Genomic DNA, 23113 nt, shown 5'->3' with positions numbered 1-23113 from the left:
AAAATTTATCAATCCCAGTGCACCTGGGATGCGATGGGATTAGAAACACTATAGGAATCGATATGAGCAATATTGAAGATCGCGTTAAGAAAATTATCGCTGAACAGCTGGGCGTAAAAGAAGAAGAAGTTACCAACGAAGCTTCTTTCGTTGAAGATCTTGGCGCTGACTCTCTGGACACTGTAGAGCTGGTTATGGCTCTGGAAGAGGAATTCGAGACTGAAATTCCTGACGAAGAAGCAGAGAAGATCACTACTGTTCAGTTGGCTATCGATTACGTAAACGCTAACCAGTAATCGAACCACCCTGTATGGTTCTGAAGCCGCAATTGCCTAGTGTAGTTGCGGCTTTTCTGTTTAAGGCGTGATGGAGGATCGCTAATGACTCGTAAGAGAGTCGTTGTCACCGGACTGGGTCTGCTGACTCCCGTTGGTAATAACGTAGAAGATACTTGGAAGAACATTCTTGCCGGCGTAAGCGGTGCGGCTGATATTAGCCATTTTGATGCATCGAGCTTCGGTACTCGTTTCTCTTCATCGGTGAAGAACTTTGAGCTTGAGCCCTACCTCAACCCCAAAGAAGCTCGCAAGATGGATCTGTTTATTCAGTACGGCATGGTCGCTGCGATTCAGGCGGTTGAGGATGCCAAACTAGAGGTTACTGAAGAGAACGCTCCACGTATCGGCTGTGCGATCGGTTCAGGTATTGGTGGTTTGCCAATGATTGAGGCGACTCACGACACGCTAAACAACTCAGGTCCTCGCCGTATCTCTCCATTCTTTGTGCCTGGCAGTATTATCAATATGATTGCCGGTAACCTGGCGATCAAATACGGCTTCCGCGGTCCAAATATCGCTATTACCACTGCCTGTACTACGGGTACGCACAACATCGGGCATGCAATGCGCATGATCCAGTATGGCGACGCTGATGTGATGGTGGCGGGTGGTGCTGAGATGGCCACCACGCCTCTGGGCCTGGGTGGTTTCGCAGCAGCGCGTGCTCTCTCTACTCGCAACGACAACCCGCAAGCGGCTAGCCGACCTTGGGATCGCGATCGCGACGGTTTCGTGCTTGGCGATGGTGCTGGCATGATGGTGTTGGAGTCTTACGAGCACGCCAAGGCGCGTGGCGCGCACATCTACTGTGAACTCAGTGGCTTTGGTATGAGCGATGACGCCTTCCACATGACGTCACCACCAGAAGATGGTGCAGGCGCGGCGCTCTCCATGAGCAACGCGATCAAAGACTCGGGTCTTGCTGTAGAGCAGATCGGTTACATCAATGCTCATGGTACCTCTACACCGGCGGGTGATATTGCCGAATCTAATGCAGCTAAGCGCGTCATGGGTGATGCAGCTAAATCGGTGCGCATGAGTTCGACTAAGTCGATGATTGGTCACCTGCTTGGTGCTGCAGGCTCTGTTGAGGCGGCCTTCTGCGTGCTGGCGCTGCGGGATCAGGTTGCTCCACCAACGATCAACCTTGACAACCCTTCCGAAGGTTGTGACCTCAACTACGTGGCGCATGAAGCACAGCAGGCCAAACTTGAGGCCGCTATCTCTAACTCCTTCGGCTTTGGCGGCACCAACGGTACGTTGGTTTTCAACCGCATCTAAAGCCAATGTCGGGCCGAGGGGAGCTCTCGGCCTGATTGATTTTAGACCTGATGCAACCTCTCACGCTTATTAACGGTAGCGCCACACGAACTCTGGCCTCATCCGATCGTGGACTAAATTTTGGTCAGGGCGTTAGCACGCGGGTCAAAGTTGTGGCTGGTAAGACACAACTCTGGCGCGAGCATATGGCGCTGTTACAGCACGGCTGCAGTGCGCTTGGGTTCCACATAAATGCAGTAGAGAAGTTAGTTAAGCGTGACCTCGGTCTGATTCCCAAAGCGGACCTAAGCTTACGTATCACTCTAACCGCTGGGCTGGGCTCAAATAGCCTGGTTACGCCTGTAGATCTGCAGCCAACACGTATCCTGCAGATTGAGCCCTGTCATTTTTCTGAGCCGCCGGTTGAGGGCGTAGAGGCGATCTTGTGTGTGACGCCTTTGGCGATTCAGCCAAGATTAGCGGGAATCAAACATCTCAATCGGATGGCACAGGTGTTAGCGCGCGCCGAATGGCGTGATCCGGGTATACGTGAAGGTGTAATGCTTGATACATCAGGTGTTCTGGTTGGGGGTACCCGTTCCAATCTCTTTTGGGTCAAGCAAGGCAAACTGTTTACGCCCGATCTGAATCGAAGCGGTATCCGCGGGGCCATGCGCTCGGCAGTGATTCGTCTCGCTCAGCAACAGGGGCTGGCAGTGCATGAGGTGCGTGAAACTCCTGATGTGTTGAACTTGGCCGATGAGCTCTTCTTCTGTAACAGTGCTGAAGGTATATTGCCGGTTAAAGCTTTGGCTCAAAACCAGTATGCTGTGGGTAGCAAAACATTTACGGGGCAGTTACAGGCTGACCTGGCACGAGTTCTCTATGATTAAGAAGTTTTTTTTAGCGCTAACCTTGATAGCAGCGGTCGGCGCAGGCGTCGCCTATTGGGGCTACCAGCAGCTTCTAGCGCTACCCCAGCAGCCATTGGAGTTGAGTGAGGATAGCGTTTTAAAAGTGGAGCGTGGTACCTCAGCCTATCAGTTAGCTCAGACGCTGGAGCAGCGAGGCTGGATTGAAGACGCTCGCTGGTTACGTGGTTTGTTCAAGCTGCGCCCTGAACTGACAGGACTGAAAGCAGGTGAGTATCGCGTGATGGCGCAAGATACTTTGATGGATCTGCTGCAGCGTATCAATAGAGGTGAGGCGATTCAGTATCGTTTTACTCTGATTGAGGGAAATACGATTCCACAGATGCTGGCGCGCTTGCGTCAGGATGAAATTTTGGTGAAAGAGCTCAACGCGAATAGTGCGCAAGAGTTAGCGGCCGAGCTAGAGCTTGATTTCCCCTCTGCAGAGGGGCTGTTTCTGGCTGAAACCTACCAGTTTGAGACGGGTATGAGCGACCGTGAGCTGCTGTTAAGAGCGCATCGAATGCTGCTGGATACGCTCGATAAACATTGGCAAGCGCGCGATACTAAATTGCCTCTGAAAAGCCCATATGAGGCTCTGACACTGGCATCAATCGTTGAGAAAGAGACTGGGCTAAGTAGTGAACGCCCAGATATCGCGGGGGTGTTTATCCGCAGACTCAACAAGAAGATGCGCCTTCAGACTGACCCGACTGTTATCTATGGTATGGGTGACCGCTACACAGGTAACCTGACCCGTAAGAATCTGCGTGAGAAGACCGAGTTCAACACGTATGTCATCAAAGGGCTGCCCCCCACGCCGATCTCGACTGTGGGTGAGGAGGCGATAGAGGCCGCGCTAAATCCTGCAGAGGGTACTGCGCTCTTCTTTGTAGCCAAAGGCGATGGTTCGCATCAGTTTTCTGATACCCTTGATGACCACAACCGTGCCGTGCGCGAGTACCAGTTAAAGCGGCGTAAAGATTACCGCTCCACACCAGAGGCGAATTGATGAGAGGCAAGCTAATCACCGTTGAAGGCGGTGAAGGTGTTGGTAAGTCGACTAACCTAGCATTTATCCAGCAGCAGCTAGAGTCTGCGGGTGTCGATCTAGTGGTGACTCGCGAACCCGGTGGTACCGAGGTCGCTGAGAAGATCCGCGAACTGCTACTGACCCCCTCCGATGAGCCTATCTGCGAGCTGTCTGAGTTGCTGCTGGTCTTTGCTGCCCGAGCACAGCACCTAGAGCAACTGATAAAGCCTGCGCTTGAGCGCGGTGCCTGGGTGCTCTGTGACCGATTTATTGATGCTACATACGCGTACCAGGGGGGTGGCCGTGCGATGGACCTTAACGTCATCGCAGCCCTGGAGCAGTTGGTTCTCAGCGACATCAAAGCGGATATGACTCTCTTGCTCGACCTTCCTGTTGAAGTAGGTATGGCGCGTGCGCGAGCTCGAGCGGAACTTGATCGGTTTGAGCAAGAGCAGATGAGTTTTTTTGAGGCGGTGCGCAGTGCGTACTTGGCTAGAGCTCAAGCAGACCCCAATCGTGTCGTTATAATCGATGCCGCTCCCGCTCTCGAGCAGGTGCAGGAGCAGATCGCAGCAGCCCTGCAGACGTTAGGAGTTGGCCGATGAACGCTGTTCTTCCTTGGCATCGGCCACTCTGGCAACGACTAGTGAAACAGCAGGCTGAAGGGCGTTTGCCGCATGCGATGCTCTTTGCTGGCGCTAAGGGTGTAGGTAAGGTCCAGTTCGCTGAGGCCATTGGTGCTGGACTGCTGTGTCACGCACCCTCGGATGGCGCCGCCTGCGGTCGTTGTAAATCCTGTGAGCTGATCAAAGGTGGCAGTCATCCAGACCTGTTGCGCCTCTCTCCCGAGGAAGAGGGCAAGGTGATTAAGGTCGATCCTGTGCGCGAGATGATCGACAAGCTACATGGCACAGCTCAGCAGGGCGGGTACAGGATATTGATTGTCCACCCCGCCGAAGAGATGAACGTTGCGGCTGCAAACGCGATCCTCAAGACGCTTGAGGAGCCGGGCGATGCAACACTGATTATGTTGGTGGTTGATCAGTTGGGTAAAGTAATGCCGACTATTCGTAGTCGTTGTCAGCGTATCGACTTCCCTGGACCTCAACCCGCTGAAGCAACGAGTTGGCTCGCTGCTGAGGCTCAGATTAGTGAAGATGAGGCCGGTAAGTTTCTAGCCTTAGCTCAGGGTGCGCCGCTGTTGGCACGTGACTGGAAGCTTAGTGGTGTCAAAGACCTTAGGGCCAAATTCTTGACTGGGCTGGCGGACCTGATTCGCAATCGCCAGAGCCCATTAACGCTCGCCGAGCAACTGCAGAAAGAGGACGTCGCATTGATGCTCAATTGGTGGGGAACACTGATGAGTGATGTGATTCATCTGCAGCTTGCAGGAGCTGAGGGTCCGAGAACAAACTTGGATATGGCAAAATTAGTCACCGCTTTAGCGAAACGCTGCCAATCAGATGCTATCTTTAAACTTAACGATCAGATACATCAGGAGCGTGCAGCCCTGATGTATCATCAAAACCCCAATAAGCAGCTGCTTTTAGAGAAGCTGTTTATGGACTGGAAGAGTTTGACTCAGACGGACTAGAACTATGGCCATTATGCCAAGGATCAGTCACGGCATCTTGTCGCTGACCGTTAGCAATAAGGAAGATCTGTACCGCGCCTACATGCCGTTCATCGGTAGCGGCGGTCTGTTTATTCCCACAACACGCTCCTACCAGCTCGGTGAGGAGGTGTTTATGTTGCTAACTCTGATGGAAGAGCCCGATAAAATTCCAGTGGCCGGCAAAGTGGTCTGGGTGACCCCGAAAGGGGCGCAGGGTGGCAAAACTCCTGGAATCGGTATTCAGCTCTCTAGCGATGATGCGGCCCTTGTTGGTAAAATTGAGACCTACCTAGCCGGGGCTTTGGCCTCCGGTCGTCGTACCAATACACTTTAAGAGCGCTTTATTGAAGCGCTTAATACAGGTCTCATTGCGCTCCTATGTATATCGATTCTCACTGTCATCTAGACAGACTCGACCTCTCTAAACATGACAACTCCCTGAGCAATATTCTCGATGACGCTCGCGGGCGCGGCGTACATAAGATGCTCTGTGTTGGTATAGACTTTAATCTCTACCCTGAGATGCTAGAGGCGATTGCCGATCAGAAGGATGTCTACGCTTCAGTCGGTGTGCACCCCTGTCATGTGGTTGAGAGCCCGTGGGATGAGGCCTTTGTACGTCAGGCGGTAGCGTCAAATGATCGCGTAGTGGCTCTAGGGGAGACCGGTCTCGACTTCTACTACACGGCTGATACTAAAGAGCAGCAGGTTGAGAGTTTCGCCAACCATCTCAAGCTCGGCAGCGAGTTGGATCTACCCGTGATCATCCATACGCGAGATGCGCGCGAGGAGACACTACGGGTGATGGCAGAGCACTCAGATCCAAACAGTGCCGGTGTGATGCACTGCTTCACCGAGACCCACGAGATGGCGATGCGCTCTATTGAGATGGGTTTCATGGTCTCCTTCTCCGGGATTATCACTTTTAAGAATGCAGCGGATCTGCGCGAGGTGGTAAAAGCGGTGCCTATGGAGAGCCTGTTGATCGAAACTGATTCCCCCTATCTTGCGCCCATCCCTTACCGCGGCAAACCCAATCAGCCGGGTTATGTAGCCGAAGTCGCAGCTTGTGTGGCAGAGCTGAAAGGCATCTCAGTGGAGGAGGTTGCTGAGCGCACCGCCGACAATTTCCACCGTCTGTTTAAGCGCGCAGGGTAGGGTTTGGTGTAGGAGGGTTATACGCAAAGCGTGTTACCCGACCCTGCTCACTACTCTTTGTCGCGAAATAGCGCTGCGCGCTACATCGCTCCTACAAAAGTTCCAGCAAAGAATCCACCCGATACCCCGACGATAAGCTCGGCGGGTTTTTTGCGTTTGTGGTTGCCAAAAGAGATTCTCATACGTATTATCTGTTCTATCGTTATAACCAATGACATTAAGTCCTCGGTCATACAGCGAGATTAGGTCAACAGTGCAGACCGCAAAGTGTTATGGCACAAGCAACCTGCACTGTCCTTACCAGTGTTGTTCTCCCCGTAAGGGGCACTTCAGGGCGATCAATATGATCGCCCTTTTTTATGTACATGGATGTACTGTATCCCGGCAGTGCAGGAGCACACTGCCGGGGTTCGCAGGAAGGCAGTTCTCCACGGCTTGGGAAGTCCGAGAGCGGCGTCGCAGGTTGCCTGATCTACCCTAACGCCTCAATCGACTCTGCCACCGTCGCCACTATACGATCCATCTCCTCAGACTCTATCTGAAACGGTAGGCCAAACTGCAGAGTGTCGCCACCCCATCGGACATAAACACCGCGCTTCCAACACTCCAGCGCGACTTCATAAGGGCGCAGAGTCGGATCTCCATCTTTAGGTGATAGCGTAATACCAGCAGCGAAGCCAAAGTTGCGGATATCGACGATATGCTCGGTGCCTTTGAGACTGTGTATCTTGGTCTCGAACTCAGACGCTCTTTGCGCAACTCGATCAATTAACTTTTCTGACTCGAGTATATCTAGGGTCGCCATCGCAGCAGCACAGGCAACGGGGTGACCCGAATAGGTAAAGCCGTGCGGCAGCTCAACTGCGTGCGTAGCGCCACCCTTAGCCATAAATGCGTCATATATCTCTTGGCGCAACAGCACACCGCCAAGAGGTACAGCGCCATTAGTGACCTGTTTAGCGAAGGTGAGCATATCGGGCGTTACGCCAAAGGCATCGGCACCCCAGGTTGCACCAGAGCGTCCTAGGCCTGTGATCACCTCATCGAATATCAGAAGAATATTATGCTTAGTGCAGATCTCCCTCAGGCGTTGCAGATAGCCTTGAGGGGGCACAATCACGCCAGCGGAACCGGAAAAGGGCTCAACGATCACGGCAGCTACGTTAGAGGCATCGTGCAGAGCGATCAGCATCTCAAGCTCGTCCGCCATCTCCGCACCGTGCTCTGGCATGCCCTTGGAAAAGGCGGATTCAGCGCGCCAGGTGTGGTTGAGCAGGTCGGTCTCTAGTCCTTGACCCCAGAGCTTACGATTGGCGGGTATACCGCCGAAACTGATACCGCCCCAACTCGCTCCGTGATAGCCCTTTTGGCGTGCCAAAATTTTCGTCTTTGAGCCTTGGCCACACTGGCGCCAGTAGGCTCGAGCAATCTTGGTAGCAGTGTCGGCTGCTTCAGAGCCGGAGTTGGTCAGACAGACTCGGTTTAGACCTGCGGGTGCGAGGTCTACCAACCGCTCGGATAGCTGGAAGGCAAGTGGATGTCCGAATTGAAAACCCGGTGCGTAATCTAGGGTGTTGAGCTGTTTATAAACCGCTTCTGCGATCTCAGGTCGGCTATGTCCCGCACCACAGGTCCAGAGCCCGGAGAGACTGTCGAGTACCTGACGCCCTGTAGCGTCGGTTAGGTAGTTTCCTTTGGCGCTGGTAATAATGCGCGGGTCAGCTTTGAATTCGCGGTTGCCGGTGTACGGCATCCAGTATGAGTCGAGTTGATTTTGGGTCAAACCCGCAAGCTCAGCTTGGTTCATCTATGAGATCTCAAACAGCGTTTATCCTAGAGCGCCTAGAGTAGATGAATTTGGCGATGTAGGCGAGCGAACTGCTGTAGTGCTTTTCGCCCGCGACGTTGTTCAGTCGTCAGTGTCAGGAGTGATACTAACCAACATTTTGGCCAGATCGAGAAGGATAATAAGCACCTTATTGTGGTAGCAGACCCCCTGCACAAAGCGTCGGGTCGACTCCTCATTCACAGCGCTTGGGGCACGGTCGACCTCATTCTGCGGTAGGTTGATCACCTCATCCACTGAATATACGACCAATCCAATCACCTCGTGCTCATTCAGCTCCACCACGATGACACGGGTTGCATCGTCTGGCTCCGCAGGGCTAAGGTGGAAGAGGGTACGAGTATCAATAACGGTCACGACGTTACCGCGTAGATTCAAGATGCCTAGAATCGACCTATCGGAGCCGGGTACCGGCGTGATATCAGAGTATCGCAGCACCTCTTTCACACGCATCACGTCGACGCCATAGCGCTCGTTATCTACGCGAAAAGTGGCCCACTGATGGTAGACAATCTCTTCCTGTTGGGATTTGCGTTTGCGCTCATCCTCTTGGCGTTGATGAACCGCCTCCATCATTCGAAGTTCTTCTGCAGCCGCTTCCAGACCCATAAGTACTACCCCGTATTTCAACGACTGGCCAAAGGCTGGCCTCTAAGAGTAGTAAAAGTATAGAACTGAATTAGGAATCTCGCCCGAAAACGACTCATAATCGTCAGAAGTTAAAGGCAGTTATCGGGTTTGGGTAGGCCAGCGATTCGCGCCAGGCGTTTGGGCGGGCTGCCGGTCTTATCATTGGGAGGCAGTTGTTGCATCAGATAGATGCTGCGCCCCTTTTCTTTGCCCAGATGTAGGCTGATGTATTTCACCAGGGGACGCATGGCGGGTGAGTGGTCAAACTCGGCATAGAACTGTCGAATCAGCTCAATCAGTTCCCAGTGCTCATCACGCAGCTCCAGCGCCTCATCCTCGGCCAGGGCTTGGGCTACCTCTGGTGACCACTCATCGAGATTTACCAAATAACCCTCAGGGTCAAGCGCCAAGTTTTGGCCTGCAACACTAATTTGAGTCATTAACACCAGCTCACAGAGCGTCGATGTTCAACGCAAAGTTCGACGAAATCGCCATCATCGACGGTTTCGAAGGAGAGGTTTGTCAGGCCGCGTGCCTCGGCATCTGCAGCAAGGACCTTAGGTCGGGCTAACAGGAATCGCTCTGCGAAGTGTTCGCTGGCCCAGTAGATACCATCCTCAATCAGAAGAATTTGATCACCTTCGGACATCGCATCGAGTAGGTGCTGCAACAGATCTGGCTGGTTCGGCCCACGATTAAGGATATGTAGGGTGGAGTCAGACATTGATAATCGCCTCGTACTCTCGTAGTAACGCCTTTAAGCTCTGTGGGTCTACTGGGGTCACTGGTAGTGCGAGTGATTCTGTAGTCAAACCGCGCGCCTCAAGACTGGTCTGGCAGACGTAGATCTTCTCTACGTCGTAAAGCGGCAGTGATTGTTGCATCGCTGCGAGGTTCTTCTGACCTATGCCCGTAGGACTGTGGTCGGGCAGAAGCTGGTAAACCGCGTCATCCAGCAATAACAGCGCGACCTCTCGGTCGAAGAGCGCGCAAGCTAAGGCTAGCTCGAGCGCTTCGCGCGCTGCTGCGCTGCCGTAGGGTGCTGCTCTTGAGATGATCAAGAAGGAGTTCATGCACCACCTCCGAAGGTGACCACACGATCTGATGCGGCACAGGCGGCAACGAGTTGGCCAAGTCCAGAAAGCTCAGCGTTCTCCAGTAAATTATCTCCTTCAACGCCATAGCGCGCCGTTTCAGTCGCGTTGACCACGCCACGGCGAATCGCAGCGGCGATACAAACGACTGCATCTAGCTCATGTTCATTGATCAACTGCTGCCAGTCGGCTGGAATATTTGTCTCGTCCTGAGGTGCTAACGCCAGGCGATTGGCACTTTGAACACCAGAGCGATAGAAAAAGAGACGTTCGATCTCATGTCCTTTAGAAAGAAGGGCGCGTGCAAATCGCAGCGCAGTCGCACTGCTCTGCGAATCTATAGGTGCGGACTGAATCAGGAGTGTAAATTTCATTGGGTAATAGTATCAAAGCTCTGAGTTTGAGCCATAAAAAATCCCCGCACATGCGGGGATTTTTCTTGATTGAGCGGGTTGGTCGTCGCTAAACGCACCGGCTTATGTAGCTATCAGTCGTCGCTAAACGCTCCGGCTTAACCAAGTTTTAGTCGTCGCTAAACGCGCCGACGAGGCTAAGCAGGTGTACAAACAGGTTGTAGATGCTCAGGTAAAGGCCGACGGTTGCCATGATGTAGTTGGTGTGTGTGCCGTTAACGATCAGGCTAGTGTCGTATAGTAAGAAGCCTACCATCAGCACAACAACGGCTGCTGAGAACGCCAACTGCAGGCCAGAAATGTTAACGCCGAACATCGGCAGGACAAACAGCGCTAGCATAGATACCAACAGCACCATTGAGCCCGCTGCCAAGAAACCACCCATAAAGCTGAAATCTTTACGTGTGCTCATCACGTAGGCGGTGAGTCCAAAAAAGGTGAAAGCGGTCATGCCCAGTGCTGTCATGACTACCTGACCACCGTTTGGAATCGCCAAGTAGTGGTTGAGCAATGGGCCGATACCGAAGCCCATCAGCCCGGTAAACAGGAAGGTCAGCGGTAGTGCCGCAGCTGAGTTCTGTTTTTTGTTAATGACAAACAGCAGAATGAAGCTGCCGATAATGCTGCCCAGGTACACCATGAACGGTGGGTTCATCGCCATAGAGACGGCCGCCATGATGGTGCTGAACACCATGGTCATCGCCAGCAGCGTGTAGGTGTTGCGAATCACCTTATTGGTATCGCGTGCAGATGCCGCTGAAGCAGGTGTCACGTGATTATAGGTTGCCATATGTACCTCAATTCCTTGTTTTTGATCGGTCTCGTCGGGGCGATGACTCCGCAAAAGCTCTGCATGCCAGAGGCTTCGCCTTTTCCTACCCTTTATCTTGGGTATTTTTACGAGAAATTCAAGTCCTATACAGTTTTACCTCAGAGACTGACGAGAAGCTGAAAGAACTAGTCTGATACAGAGCGTAGCGAAGTGCGTATTGGGTGTTTAGTCGCTACAATACGGCGCAGTTTCGCAGCGAATGAATTAATAGTTTAGAAGGGTACTTCTGTAGATGACCGCCATGAATGCACATGCAAGTTTTGAGTTTCTCCGTTCACAGCCGATCGCCTCCTTGGGTGTTGAAGTTGCGGAGTACCAGCACCATGGCACTGGTGCCAAACACTTTCATATGCACAGCGACTACGATGAGAATGTCTTTTTGGTCGCGTTGCGCACCATGCCAGAGGATTCGACCGGTGTCGCCCACATCCTAGAGCATACAGCTCTGTGCGGTAGCGAACGTTTTCCGGTACGCGATCCCTTCTTTATGATGACGCGTCGTTCACTCAACACCTTCATGAACGCTTTCACCAGTAGCGACTGGACCGCTTACCCTTTCGCAAGTCAGAACGTCAAAGACTTTTACAACTTGCTGGATGTCTACCTAGACGCAGTCTTCTTCCCCCGTCTGGATCCGCTTGATTTTGCCCAAGAGGGGCATCGCATAGAGTATGCTGAGCCGGGCAACAGCGCTTCTGATCTGGTTTACAAGGGTGTTGTATTTAACGAGATGAAAGGGGCGATGAGCTCAACCTCATCGGTGCTGTGGCAGACGCTGACCAAATACCTCTTTCCGACGACAACCTACCATCACAACTCCGGTGGTGAGCCGATGCAGATCCCAGATCTGAGTTACGAGCAGCTAGTCGAGTTCCATCGCACGCACTACCACCCGAGCAACGCCATCTTTATGACGTTCGGTAACCAACCCGTTGAAGAGTTGCAGGCGCGCTTTGATGCTCAAGCGTTGAGCCGCTTTGAGCGTTCTGATATCGAGTTGAGCGTGCCGGATGAGCAGCGCTACTTCTCGCCTGTGCGGGTTGAGGAAGCCTATGCCTTAGATGGCGATGAACTTGAGGGGCGCACTCACCACGTGATGGGCTGGCTGTTGCCACGCTCGATCGATCTCGAAGCGGAGCTCAAAGCGCAACTTTTGTCGCGTGTGCTGCTGGACAACTCGAGCTCGCCACTGCGTGCGGCGCTTGAGTCGACTGATCTCGGCGCTGCCCCCTCACCGCTGTGCGGAATCGAAGATTCGAACCGTGAGATGAGTTTTATGTGTGGCATTGAGGGCAGTGACCCGCAGCAGGCTGCAGAGTTTGAAACTCTGGTTATGGATACCTTGCAGCAGGTTGTAGAGCAGGGTGTCGATCAGCAGATGGTTGCGGCCCAACTTCACCAGCTAGAGCTGCAGCAGCGCGAGATTACTGGCGACCACTACCCCTTTGGCATGTCGCTGATACTGGCATCACTGTCGAATGCGATTCATCGTGGCGATGCTATCGCTAGCCTCAATATCGATGCTGTGCTGGAGCAGATGCGCCAGGATATCGAGGATCATCAATATATCCCCAACCTGGTGCGCGATTGGTTGATCGATAACCCGCACCGTGTGCGCCTGACCCTGCGCCCAGATCCCGATCTGTCTGAACGCAAAGAGGCGGCTGAAGCCGCGCGCCTCGCTGAGATCAAGACGGGTCTGTCGGAGTCTGATTCACAGAAGTTGATCAAATTGGCAGAAGCACTTGAGGCGCGCCAGGGGCAGCAGGACGATCCAGGTCTATTGCCGAAGGTGACCTTAGATGATGTCTCTGCTCAGATGCATCTACCGGAAGGTGAGGTACTCAGCACTTCCCCTTCGTTGCACTGGTTTGATGCTGGCACCAATGGACTGGTGTACCAGCAGATTATCTTCGACCTGCCGCAGTTGAGTCAGCGCGAGCAGGCGCTGTTACCCCTCTACACTCAGTGCCTCTCTGAGCTGGGCTCTGCTGGACGCTCGTATAAAGAGCATCAGGCACTGGAGAGTGCTATCTCTGGCGGTATCAGTGCGTACGTTAGTGCGCGTGGCCGTGTTGAGAACGCTAATCAGCTGCAGACGCTGATGGTACTCTCAGGAAAGGCCTTGGCACCGAATCAAGCTGCGATGTCTGATCTGATGTTCGATATGCTCGATTCTCCGCGCTTTGATGAGCATAGTCGCATCCGCGAACTGGTTGCACACGCGCTGTCGCGCAAGGAGCAGAGCGTTTCCGGGCAGGGACATATGCTGGCGATGCTGGCGGCGAGCTCAGGCATAGCTGCGGGTGCGAGTCTATCTACACAGTCGCGCGGTCTGCCATCGATTCAGAAAACGCGAGCGCTAAAAGAGTCTATCGCCAGTGATGAGGGTGTCGCAGCGCTTAGCGCTGAGCTGCGAGCCCTGCACTCAAAGGTAATGGCGATGCCGCGCCGTGCGCTCTTGGTTGGTGAGGCTGAACACAAAGCTCAGTACCAGCAGTCACTGACAGCGGTACTTGAGCGCCTGGCTCCGAGCAGCGCGGACGCTGGCTTCACCGGTGAGATTGTTGAATCGGAACCTGCGCAGGTTTGGGTGGCAAATACTCAGGTTAGTTTCTGTGCCAAGGTATTCCCAACGGTTCCGGTCGGCCACGCTGATGCCGCTCCGCTGACCGTGTTGGGTGAGTTGCTGCGTAACGGCTATCTACACCGTGCAATCCGTGAAAAAGGTGGCGCATACGGTGGCGGTGCGAGTCAGGATAGCGGTGATGCGCTCTTCCGTTTCTTCTCTTACCGTGATCCTCGCTCCGTTGAAACGCTGGAGGACTTTGACCGCTCGATCCGTTGGTTGCTCGAGGGTGGTGCCGATGCATCTCAGCTGGAGGAGGCGATTCTTGGCGTCGTCAGTTCAATCGATAAGCCAGGCTCACCGGCTGGTGAGGCAAAGGCAACGTACCTTAATTCGCTTTTTGGACGTACGCCGGAGCAGCGTGCTGCCTTCCGTCAGTCGATCCTTGGCGTCACTCTTGATGATCTTCATCGCGTAGCTCAGACTTACCTCGCTGACCCGTCCAAAGCGCGTGTTGCCCTGGTGACACATGCCAAAGCGGCTGAGGCGATGCCGGCTGAGTTTGCTCGCTTCAAGGTTTAGTCTGATTGTCTACTGCTCGAGTTGAACGCCCGCTGCTGGGCGTTCTCCTAATTATCGCCGCTGAAGCGATACTGGTTTTTAACGGAATTATTGTTCGTGAGCTCGGTTCTGACGCAGGTGTCGCGCAGCTAGTATTTCTGCGCAATATCCTAGGGTTAGGCTACATGCTGGTGTTGGTGGGCGTGCAGAGAAATGTCAGTTTGCGCACCTCCCGATTACACCTGCACTTCATGCGTGCTGCTGTTGGCGTCAGCGCCATGGGGTGTCTCTACTACGGCTGGACCCACTTACCTCTCGGTACCGCCGCTCTGCTGAAACAGACCGCGCCTCTGTTTATCCCGATCTTAGGGCTTTGGATGCTCGGTGAGCGTATTAGTCCTATCTTGCGTTGGAGTTTGCCAATTGGCTTTATTGGCGTAGCACTTGTGCTGCAGCCCAGTAACTCAACGCTTCAGTTCGCCGTTGTTATAGGGCTGGTCGGTGCAGCGCTAAGCGCACTGGCGAAGATCTACATTCGGAAGATGAAAGAGACTGAGCCTTCCAGGCGCATCGTGTTCTACTTCGCACTCTTCGGTGCGCTATTCAGTGCGCCCTTTGCGCTGAGTAGTTGGAGTCCGCTGACTCTTGGGCAATGGATCGCGGTTGCGGCAATAGGTGGGCTCTCGACCTTGGCGCAACTTTCCATGACGCGTGCTTATCACAACGCACCCGCGGGCTACCTTGGCCCGTTTACCTACTCTTCGGTTGTCATCGCCACGTTGCTTGGCTGGCTGATCTGGGATGAGTCGCTCGGCACACTGACGCTGCTCGGCATGTTGCTGATTTTAGTGGGCGGGGCGCTGACTGCACGAGCCAAATCAAATTAATCTCAACTTTACGCAAATCTTCTTAAGTATCTCTCATCTAGACTTCACTTTTTTTCACCTATTTGTCAGGTTGACCGGCTGTCAAACCTTCAATCCTTTTGTTACATTACTCGGATTCATTAAAAATAGTTATAAGCTTATTTTTGTTTGGCCCTTATCTAGGCCGAAAGTCTTAGGTTTATAAACGACCATTTGCAAGTTGCGGCGCCTCAATCAGGGTGTCGCACTCGAGAAGAGGGCAGATCGATGAGAATCGGTGTACCAAGAGAGAACGAAGAGGGCGAAAAGCGCGTTGCTCTTACCCCAGATGTTGCGGTGAAACTGCAGCAGCTGGGTTTTACTCTCGCAATTGAGAGCGGTGCTGGCGCAGAGGCGAGTTACTCTGATGAGGAGTACGCTAAAGCTGGCGTCGAGATCGTGGAGGATCCGAAAGCGTTGTGGGGATCTTCAGATATTATTCTGAAGGTGCGTCCACCTAAGCCGCATCCAGAGTTGGGTTTCAGCGGCGTAGAGTTGATGAAGAGGGATCAGACGATCATCAGCTTCCTCTACCCTGCGATGAACCCTGAGATGCTAGAAGAGATGGCTGGCCACGGCATCAATGCACTGGCGATGGACTCTGTGCCGCGTATCTCGCGTGCGCAGAAGATGGATGCGTTGTCATCAATGGCCAACATCGCGGGTTACCGTGCGGTCGTTGAAGCAGCGCAGCACTTTGGTCGCTTCTTTACTGGCCAGATCACGGCAGCAGGCCGTATCCAGCCAGCCAAAGTACTCGTTATTGGTGCAGGTGTTGCGGGCCTTGCAGCTATCGGTGCAGCCAAGGGTATGGGGGCGATTGTTCGTGCATTCGATACCCGTCCTGAGGTTAAAGAGCAGGTTGAGTCGATGGACGCTGAGTTCCTGATGCTCGACTTCCCGGATGATGAAGATGGCAGCGGTTCTGGCGGTTACGCTAAGACTATGAGCCCTGAGTTCATCAAAGCGGAGATGGACCTGTTTGCAGCTCAGGCTGCAGAGGTCGATATCATCATCACTACCGCACTTATTCCGGGTAGAGAGGCGCCTGAGCTCATCACTGAGAACATGGTGAGAGCGATGAAGCCAGGTTCGGTTATCGTTGACCTCGCTGCTGAAGCGGGCGGTAACTGCAAGCTGACCGAAGCGAACAAGGTTGTTAGCAAGCACGATGTAACTATCATCGGCTACACCAACCTGCCGAGCCGTTTGGCGGCACAGTCTTCACAGCTTTACGCGACTAACATGTTCAACCTGTTGAGCGAGCTCTGCCCAGAGAAAAACGGCGAGATCGACATCAACATGGAAGATGAAGTGATTCGCGGAGCAACGGTTGTTAAAGAGGGTAACATCACTTGGCCACCACCAGCGCCACGTCTCTCAGTCGCTCCTAAAGCGGATGTCGGCGAGAAGGCTCAGCAACAGATTGCTGCAAAAGAGGAGAAACCGGCTCATCCGCTGGCGTTCCTAATTCCTCTGCTGATTGCCGGCAGCGCTCTATTTGGACTGGGTTCAGTGGCACCACCTGAGTTTATTGGCCATCTGACTGTTTTCGTACTGTCGTGCTTTATCGGCTACATGGTTATCTGGGGTGTCTCGCACTCGCTGCATACACCGCTGATGTCAGTAACCAACGCAATCAGTTCAATCATCGTTATCGGTGCTTTGATACAGATCTCGAGTGATAACCTAGTTGTCTCCACGTTGGCTGGGCTCGCGGTCTTTATCACCAGTATCAACATAGTCGGCGGTTTCGCTGTGACTCAGCGCATGCTACGCATGTTCCGTAAGTAAGGGAGCTTTGGAGAAAGATTATGAATGAAGGAATCATCACAGCTTCCTACATCGCTGCTAGCGCCCTGTTTATCATGGCGCTGGGTGGTTTGGCTCATCAGGAGTCAGCCCGTCGCGGTAATTTCTACGGTATGCTCGGGATGGGTATTGCGGTTGTTGTAACGATCATTGGGTTCGTAGAAAACAACGAATTCATGCTTGTTGCAGGCATCGTTGTGGGTGGCATCATCGGTTACATTTTGGCTAAGCGCGTTGAGATGACGCAGATGCCAGAGCTGGTAGCTGTACTGCACTCGCTAGTGGGTCTGGCAGCGGTATTCGTTGGTTGGGCAAATGCGCTTGAGCATGACCCGGCATTGGTGGGTATTGCGCTGTCGATTCATGCTGTCGAGACCTACCTCGGTATTATGATCGGTGCACTGACCTTCTCAGGTTCAGTGATGGCCTACCTCAAACTGAGTGGTAAGGTGGGCGGTAAGCCGCTGCACCTGCCGGGTCGTCACCTGTTTAACATCGCTTTGGGTCTGATCGCGTTCTACTTCATGCTGCAGTACATGGATACAGCGGCTACAGGTGGTGTGCTCGAGCTGACCATCATGACGATTGTTGCACTGATCTTCGGTATCCATATGGTTGCGGCGATCGGTGGTGCAGACATGCCAGTTGTTGTGTCGATGCTCAACAGCTATTCGGGCTGGGCTGCTGCGGCAATGGGCTTCATGCTCGGCAATGACCTGCTGATCGTGGTCGGTGCGTTGGTTGGTTCGAGCGGTGCAATCCTCTCCTACATTATGTGTAAGGCGATGAACCGCAAGTTCTTCAACGTTATCTTCGGTGGTATCGGCAGCAAAACTTCAGGTGGCGCTGGCGCTTCGGGTCCTGCGGGTAACGCAGAGGATATTCGCTCGGTTGAGTCGGAAGAAGCTGCAGACATGCTGTTGAACGCCAAAGAGGTTATGATCCTGCCAGGCTACGGTATGGCAGTAGCTCAGGCGCAGCATACAGTCTTCGAGATTACTAAGAAGCTGCGCGAAAAAGGCATCAATGTGCGTTTCGGTATCCACCCCGTTGCGGGTCGTATGCCAGGCCACATGAACGTACTGCTAGCAGAAGCTAAAGTACCTTACGATATCGTTTATGAGATGGAAGAGATCAACGAAGATTTCCCCAAAGTTGACGTATCTATCGTTATCGGTGCCAACGACATCGTAAACCCTGCAGCTCAGGAAGTACCGGATAGCCCAATCGCGGGTATGCCAGTACTGGAGCCTTGGAACGGTAAGCAGACTATCGTGATGAAGCGCTCTATGGGTACAGGTTATGCCGGTGTGGATAACCCGCTGTTCTACAAAGAGAATACGCGCATGCTGTTTGGTGATGCTAAAGAACGGCTGGATCAGATCCTGAAAGTTATTAGCTAAGCGTTCGCTATTTCTAAAAGCCCCGTGTTCGTGAGAATGCGGGGCTTTTTTGTGGTTATCGGAAAGGGGCGGTCTGGAATACTTTTCTCAACACGCTGCGAGCCCGCCGCGCGCTTGCTCCTGCGTCGCGCGGCATACCGTTCATCCCTGAACATATCCATGGGCGCTCGGTGATTTACATCCATGTAAATCAACGGTTGAGATAGGTATCCCAGACCGGTTCTTTACCGGAAATCACTTGGGAGCTCGTGATTCTTGAATGTTGTGGTAGCGTCTCTGTAGGAGCTCCCCTGAAAGGGTGGCGACCCTAGGCATTGGTCACGGAAGTGCATAGGCGCGAAAAATTCATATCCACTTCGCAATTTTTCGCTAGGTAATATGTGGATCTCGCGTTATATATGCGCTCTTGAAATTGGAGTGTGATTGTCTGTGCTTAATAGTGAGTTTATTGATCTTTTAAAGACGCTTATTCGTCAACCGAGTGTGGTGGGGGCGGAGCATTCGTTTTTTCGGGTGTTGCAGCGTGAGTTGGAGGATCGCGGTGCCCGTGTTACCTGGTATGAGGGTCTATTGGTGGCGCAGGGTGCGGATCCCTTTGGATTGATGTTTTCGGCACATATTGATCGCCATGGTTTGGTCTGTACCGGACCGAATGAGTTTCAGTACGCCGCCTTCGTAGCGGGTAACAGGACTGATTTGCTGAACAATTCGGTTAACGAAGAGTTGATGGACAAGGTCAGCGAGCGCTTTAGCTCGGAAGATGTCTTTGCCTATGAGCCCTGGTCTGGCGCCTATCGAGGTCAGGGAGCGATCAAGAACTCCTATGTCTGTGAATTTCGCAATAACCTGATCTTTGAAATTGAGGGCCTGGAGTCTGTGGTGGCCGGCACGCCGGTGGCGTTTAAGGACAAGCTTACACTTGAGGATGGGCGTTTGAGTGGCCAGCTGGACAACGTGCTCTCAGCGGCGGCGTTGGTGCATCTGTTTACGTTGGGTTTTCAGGGTACTGCGTTCTTTACGGCGCAAGAGGAGGCGGGTAAAAGCTGGCGCTATCTGCTGGAGTGGTTCCGCCGCTTTGGTGGCTCAACTAACCGTCTCTACGTGGTGGATACCAGTCCGTTCCCAGATGTGGAAGCCGCTGACAAGCAGCAGTTGGTGCTGCGCACTAAGGATGCCAACGCTGAATTTAACACCGAGGCGACTGAGATTGTTGAGCAGATGTGCCAGCAGCTTGGGATCAGTGTGGTCTACAAGGACAAGTATGTGGAGGCCGCCAACAAAAGCGCGGAAGAGCGTGGTGAGCGACCTAAGTCGCTCGGCAGCACAGAGTTAGGGCGTATCATCGCAAGCTCTAATGGTTTGGTTGATGGCTCAACTATTCAGGTCCCGACTACCGGTTACCACACGATGTCTGAATCAGCCTCTGTGGAGTCGGTTGATGCCTTTATTCGTCTGCTGGCGCGGTTGAGCGATCTGACTCAGGCTGAGGTACCAAATCTTGATGAGACTGTTGGCGAGTAGCTTTGTATCCGCGTGTTAGCGAGGGCGTTTTGCCAAGATGCGATCGAGCTGATTGGCGAACTGCATACGATCAGTCTGGCTGTAGGAGGGTTGGCCGCCACTCTGGATACCGCTGGAGCGCAGGGTCTCCATAAAGTCGCGAATATTCAGGCGCGCCTTGATGTTATCTTCGGTGTAGCGCTCACCACGTGGGGTAATGACTAGGGCGCCTTTTTCCAGTACCTCGCTTGCCAGCGGTATGTCGGAGCTAATTAGAAGGTCGCCAGCCTCGATGCGCCTCACAATCTCGTTGTCAGCTACATCAAAGCCTTTCTCCACCTGCAGCATGCGTACGTAGGCCGATTGAGGCACACTCAGGCGCTGATTGGCGACCAGTGTCACTTCAACTTTTTGGCGTTCAGCCGCGCGAAATAGAATCTCTTTGACGGGAACGGGGCAGGCATCGGCGTCGACCCAGATTTTCATATTACTTGGGTTCCTTGAGGTGGGGTCAGCCCCCTTTTTGGTAAAAAGGGGTCTGACCCCGCTTCCCTTGGTCAAAAAAAACCGCGGCAAGCCGCGGTTTTTCTCACGTTATGTCAGCAATTATGCATCAATAACCGCGTTCAGTGTAGCACTTGGACGCATCACCTGATCAACGATCTCCAGTGGCGCGTGGTAGTAGCCCTGCAGGTCTGCTGGTGCACCCTGAACAGACGCCAGTTCAGACAGGATCTGCTCTTCCTGGCTAACCAGTGCCTCAGCCACAGGAGCAAACTCTTTCGCCAGATCAGCATCTTCAGTCTGTGCAGCCAGTTCTTGTGCCCAGTACATTGCCAGGTAGAAGTGGCTACCACGGTTGTCCAGCTCGCCCGTACGACGTGACGGTGACTTGCCTTTATCCAGCAGAGTACCGGTCGCTTTATCCAGAGCTGCAGCAACGACTTTAGCGCGTGCATTGTTCTCTTTGATGCCCGTCTCTTCCAGAGAGACAGCGATCGCTAGGAATTCACCCAGAGAGTCCCAACGTAAGTGGTTCTCTTCCTGAACCTGCTGTACATGCTTAGGTGCAGAACCGCCTGCGCCTGTCTCGTACATGCCGCCACCCGCAAGCATAGGAACGATAGAGAGCATCTTCGCAGAAGTGCCCAGTTCCATGATTGGGAAGAGGTCAGTCAGGTAGTCACGCAGTACGTTACCGGTAACAGAGATGGTATCCATGCCGCGGCGCAGACGCTCACAAGTCGTACGCATAGCACGCACGTAAGACATGATGCGCAGGTCCAGACCTTCGGTGTCATGCTCCTGCAGGTAGAACTCTACCTTCTTGCGCAGTTCACGGTCATGAGCACGCTCAGCGTCAAGCCAGAAGATTGCTGGAGTTTCAGACTGACGAGCGCGAGTCACAGCGAGTTTAACCCAGTCGCGGATTGCAGCGTCTTTGGTCTGACATGCACGCCAGATATCGCCCTTCTCAACTTTGTGACCCATCAGTACGGTGCCGTCTTCAGCAACGACACGCATGATGCCATCTTCAGTCATTTCGAAAGTCTTGTCGTGTGAGCCGTACTCTTCAGCTTTCATCGCCATCAGACCAACGTTAGGTACAGTACCCATAGTCGTTGGGTCGAACGCACCGTGAGTCTTACAGAAGTTGATCATCTCCTGGTAGATGCGTGCGTAAGTAGACTCAGGCATAACTGCTTTAGTGTCTTTAGGCTTACCATCCGGGCCCCACATGTGACCAGAGTTGCGGATCATTGCTGGCATAGAGGCGTCAACGATAACGTCTGATGGGATGTGCAGGTTGGTGATACCTTTAACTGAGTCAACCATCGCCATCTCTGGACGGTGACGTGCAGCTTCGTGAATGTCGTGTTCGATCTCTTCACGGATAGAGTTTGGCAGCTCAGCGATCTTCTCGTAAACAGAGTTCAGACCGTTGTTAGGGTTAACGCCCAGCTCTTTGAACTTGTCGCCCCACTTTTCCCACACCTCTTTGTAGAAAACAGTTACAGCGTGACCGAATACGATTGGGTGAGACACCTTCATCATGGTCGCTTTAACGTGCAGAGACCACATAACGCCAGACTCCTTACAGTCCTGCAGTGTCTCTTCGAAGAAGTTACGCAGTGATTTTGCGCTCATGAACATGCCGTCTAGCACTTCGCCTTTCTGCAGAGCCAGCTCTTTCAGAACAGTGATGTTGCCATCGCCACAGATGAACTCGATGCGAACTTTGTTCGCCTCTTCCATGGTTACTGACTGCTCGCTAGAGAAGAAGTCACCGCCGTTCATGTAGTCAGCGTGAGTACGTGAAGCTTTGCTCCACGGGCCCATCGAGTGCGGGTGCTTACGTGCGAAGGCTTTAACAGCCGCTGGCGCACGACGGTCAGAGTTACCCTGGCGCAGAACTGGGTTTACCGCAGAACCGAGGATCTTAGAGTAACGATCTTTGATTTCAGCTTCTTTATCGTTGCGTGGATCATCTGGAAAATCAGGAACATGGTAGCCCTGGCCCTGAAGCTCTTTGATCGCGCCCTTCAGCTGAGGAACAGATGCAGAGATGTTTGGCAGTTTGATAATGTTTGCCTGCGGATCCGCAGTCAGTTCGCCAAGTGCAGCCAGTCCATCTTCCACTTTCTGCTGGTCGTTCAGGTACTCAGGGAAAGACGAGAGAATACGTCCGGCCAGAGAGATGTCGCACAGATCCACTTCGATGTTAGAGCTCTTAGTGAATTTACGTACGATTGGAAGTAGTGATGATGTAGCGAGGGCTGGTGCTTCGTCTGTCAGTGTGTAGACGATTTTGCTTGGTTTTTTAGCCATTCTGATCCCCAAAATGTGGCGGGAAGGGAGCCATCAACAGAGGGTTTGTGACCCGCTGTTTATCTCCAGCTTCCACAGTGGTAATTTCGCGCCGGAGATTATACCGATGGAGGGGGCTTTTGGATATAAGAAGTAGGGGTATTGCTTCCAATGGAGAATATGACTAGATCTTACTAGTTTATATGCCAAGCGAATAAGGTGTTTCCGCGGTCGAGCGGCCCTCACACCCTCTTTCAACACGCTGCGGGCCTTCCATGGGCGCTCGGTGATTTACATCCATGTAAATCAACGGTTGAAAGAGGCTGCGAGCACCGCTTTTCCTGTGATTTGCTGCTACCGAACTAGTTGCATGATGTGGCACTTGATCAAGTGCACGGTAGAGTGCCGGGACTACCTCTTCAAGA

Annotated in this window: 22 protein-coding genes; 13 read left to right on the top strand and 9 right to left on the bottom strand. The window is 53.1% G+C overall.

Features of this window, described 5'->3' with window-relative positions; translation table 11 throughout:
- Positions 1-62: 62 nt before the first annotated feature.
- The 8 genes from acpP to AC1WNR_RS10190 all read left to right on the top strand — a co-directional run bounded on the left by acpP (position 63) and on the right by AC1WNR_RS10190 (position 6315).
- Positions 63-296, top strand: a complete 234-nt coding sequence (acpP, locus tag AC1WNR_RS10225) for an acyl carrier protein (RefSeq protein ID WP_173481599.1) — start codon at positions 63-65, stop codon at positions 294-296.
- An 84-nt stretch (positions 297-380) separates the two neighbouring features.
- Positions 381-1619, top strand: coding sequence for a beta-ketoacyl-ACP synthase II (gene fabF, locus AC1WNR_RS10220; RefSeq protein WP_481644387.1), 1239 nt, complete (start codon positions 381-383; stop codon positions 1617-1619).
- Between the two features lie 50 nt (positions 1620-1669).
- Positions 1670-2491: an aminodeoxychorismate lyase gene (pabC, locus tag AC1WNR_RS10215; protein WP_481644386.1), complete on the top strand. Its 822-nt coding sequence runs from the start codon at positions 1670-1672 to the stop codon at positions 2489-2491.
- On the top strand, positions 2484-3521 hold the full coding sequence (gene mltG, locus AC1WNR_RS10210) for an endolytic transglycosylase MltG (protein ID WP_481644385.1): 1038 nt from the start codon (positions 2484-2486) through the stop codon (positions 3519-3521). Before pabC ends, mltG begins: the two co-directional genes overlap by 8 nt.
- Entirely contained in the window at positions 3521-4147 is a 627-nt protein-coding gene (gene tmk, locus AC1WNR_RS10205) for a dTMP kinase (RefSeq protein WP_481644384.1), read from the top strand. The genes mltG and tmk overlap by 1 nt, the downstream gene beginning before the upstream one ends.
- Positions 4144-5136, top strand: coding sequence for a DNA polymerase III subunit delta' (locus tag AC1WNR_RS10200; RefSeq protein WP_481644383.1), 993 nt, complete (start codon positions 4144-4146; stop codon positions 5134-5136). The genes tmk and AC1WNR_RS10200 overlap by 4 nt, the downstream gene beginning before the upstream one ends.
- A 4-nt stretch (positions 5137-5140) precedes the next feature.
- Entirely contained in the window at positions 5141-5491 is a 351-nt protein-coding gene (locus tag AC1WNR_RS10195) for a PilZ domain-containing protein (RefSeq protein WP_481644382.1), read from the top strand.
- Positions 5492-5535: 44 nt separating this feature from the next.
- Positions 5536-6315 (top strand): TatD family hydrolase, encoded by a 780-nt coding sequence (locus AC1WNR_RS10190; RefSeq protein WP_481644381.1) that lies wholly within the window; start codon positions 5536-5538, stop codon positions 6313-6315.
- A gap of 472 nt (positions 6316-6787) precedes the next feature.
- Here the strand turns inward: AC1WNR_RS10190 and aptA are convergent, their stop codons facing one another.
- The 7 genes from aptA to AC1WNR_RS10155 form a co-directional block, all read right to left on the bottom strand.
- Positions 6788-8122: an omega-aminotransferase AptA gene (aptA, locus tag AC1WNR_RS10185; protein WP_481644380.1), complete on the bottom strand. Its 1335-nt coding sequence runs from the start codon at positions 8120-8122 to the stop codon at positions 6788-6790.
- A 102-nt stretch (positions 8123-8224) separates the two neighbouring features.
- The gene (locus AC1WNR_RS10180) at positions 8225-8791 is read right to left on the bottom strand and encodes a chemotaxis protein CheW (protein ID WP_481644379.1); all 567 of its coding nucleotides are present in this window, start codon (positions 8789-8791) and stop codon (positions 8225-8227) included.
- A gap of 89 nt (positions 8792-8880) precedes the next feature.
- On the bottom strand, positions 8881-9231 hold the full coding sequence (locus tag AC1WNR_RS10175; RefSeq protein ID WP_481644378.1) for a TusE/DsrC/DsvC family sulfur relay protein: 351 nt from the start codon (positions 9229-9231) through the stop codon (positions 8881-8883).
- On the bottom strand, positions 9231-9515 hold the full coding sequence (gene tusB, locus AC1WNR_RS10170) for a sulfurtransferase complex subunit TusB (RefSeq protein WP_481644377.1): 285 nt from the start codon (positions 9513-9515) through the stop codon (positions 9231-9233). The genes AC1WNR_RS10175 and tusB overlap by 1 nt, the downstream gene beginning before the upstream one ends.
- Complete coding sequence (gene tusC / locus AC1WNR_RS10165) at positions 9508-9864, bottom strand: sulfurtransferase complex subunit TusC (protein WP_481644376.1); 357 nt, start codon at positions 9862-9864, stop codon at positions 9508-9510. Before tusC ends, tusB begins: the two co-directional genes overlap by 8 nt.
- Positions 9861-10259 (bottom strand): sulfurtransferase complex subunit TusD, encoded by a 399-nt coding sequence (gene tusD / locus AC1WNR_RS10160; protein ID WP_481644375.1) that lies wholly within the window; start codon positions 10257-10259, stop codon positions 9861-9863. The genes tusC and tusD overlap by 4 nt, the downstream gene beginning before the upstream one ends.
- Before the next feature lie 148 nt (positions 10260-10407).
- Entirely contained in the window at positions 10408-11088 is a 681-nt protein-coding gene (locus tag AC1WNR_RS10155; RefSeq protein WP_481644374.1) for a Bax inhibitor-1/YccA family protein, read from the bottom strand.
- 274 nt (positions 11089-11362) lie between these two features.
- Here AC1WNR_RS10155 and AC1WNR_RS10150 point away from each other — a divergent pair, with 274 nt between their 5' ends.
- The 5 genes from AC1WNR_RS10150 (at position 11363) to AC1WNR_RS10130 (ending at position 19901) form a co-directional block, all read left to right on the top strand.
- Positions 11363-14281, top strand: a complete 2919-nt coding sequence (locus tag AC1WNR_RS10150; RefSeq protein WP_481644373.1) for an insulinase family protein — start codon at positions 11363-11365, stop codon at positions 14279-14281.
- Between the two features lie 5 nt (positions 14282-14286).
- Positions 14287-15147, top strand: a complete 861-nt coding sequence (locus AC1WNR_RS10145) for a DMT family transporter (protein ID WP_481644372.1) — start codon at positions 14287-14289, stop codon at positions 15145-15147.
- A 246-nt stretch (positions 15148-15393) separates the two neighbouring features.
- On the top strand, positions 15394-16959 hold the full coding sequence (locus AC1WNR_RS10140; RefSeq protein WP_481644371.1) for a Re/Si-specific NAD(P)(+) transhydrogenase subunit alpha: 1566 nt from the start codon (positions 15394-15396) through the stop codon (positions 16957-16959).
- Positions 16960-16976: 17 nt separating this feature from the next.
- A complete protein-coding gene (locus AC1WNR_RS10135) occupies positions 16977-18380 on the top strand; it encodes an NAD(P)(+) transhydrogenase (Re/Si-specific) subunit beta (protein WP_481645387.1) in 1404 nt (467 codons plus the stop codon).
- A gap of 429 nt (positions 18381-18809) precedes the next feature.
- Positions 18810-19901, top strand: a complete 1092-nt coding sequence (locus AC1WNR_RS10130; protein ID WP_481645386.1) for a zinc-binding metallopeptidase family protein — start codon at positions 18810-18812, stop codon at positions 19899-19901.
- A gap of 15 nt (positions 19902-19916) precedes the next feature.
- Here the strand turns inward: AC1WNR_RS10130 and AC1WNR_RS10125 are convergent, their stop codons facing one another.
- Entirely contained in the window at positions 19917-20366 is a 450-nt protein-coding gene (locus tag AC1WNR_RS10125) for a YaiI/YqxD family protein (RefSeq protein ID WP_481644370.1), read from the bottom strand.
- 120 nt (positions 20367-20486) lie between these two features.
- Entirely contained in the window at positions 20487-22709 is a 2223-nt protein-coding gene (locus AC1WNR_RS10120) for an NADP-dependent isocitrate dehydrogenase (RefSeq protein ID WP_481644369.1), read from the bottom strand.
- Between the last annotated feature and the right edge of the window lie 404 nt (positions 22710-23113).

This window comes from Marinobacterium marisflavi (assembly GCF_982447095.1).
This window is presented reverse-complemented; position numbering and strand designations above follow the sequence as displayed.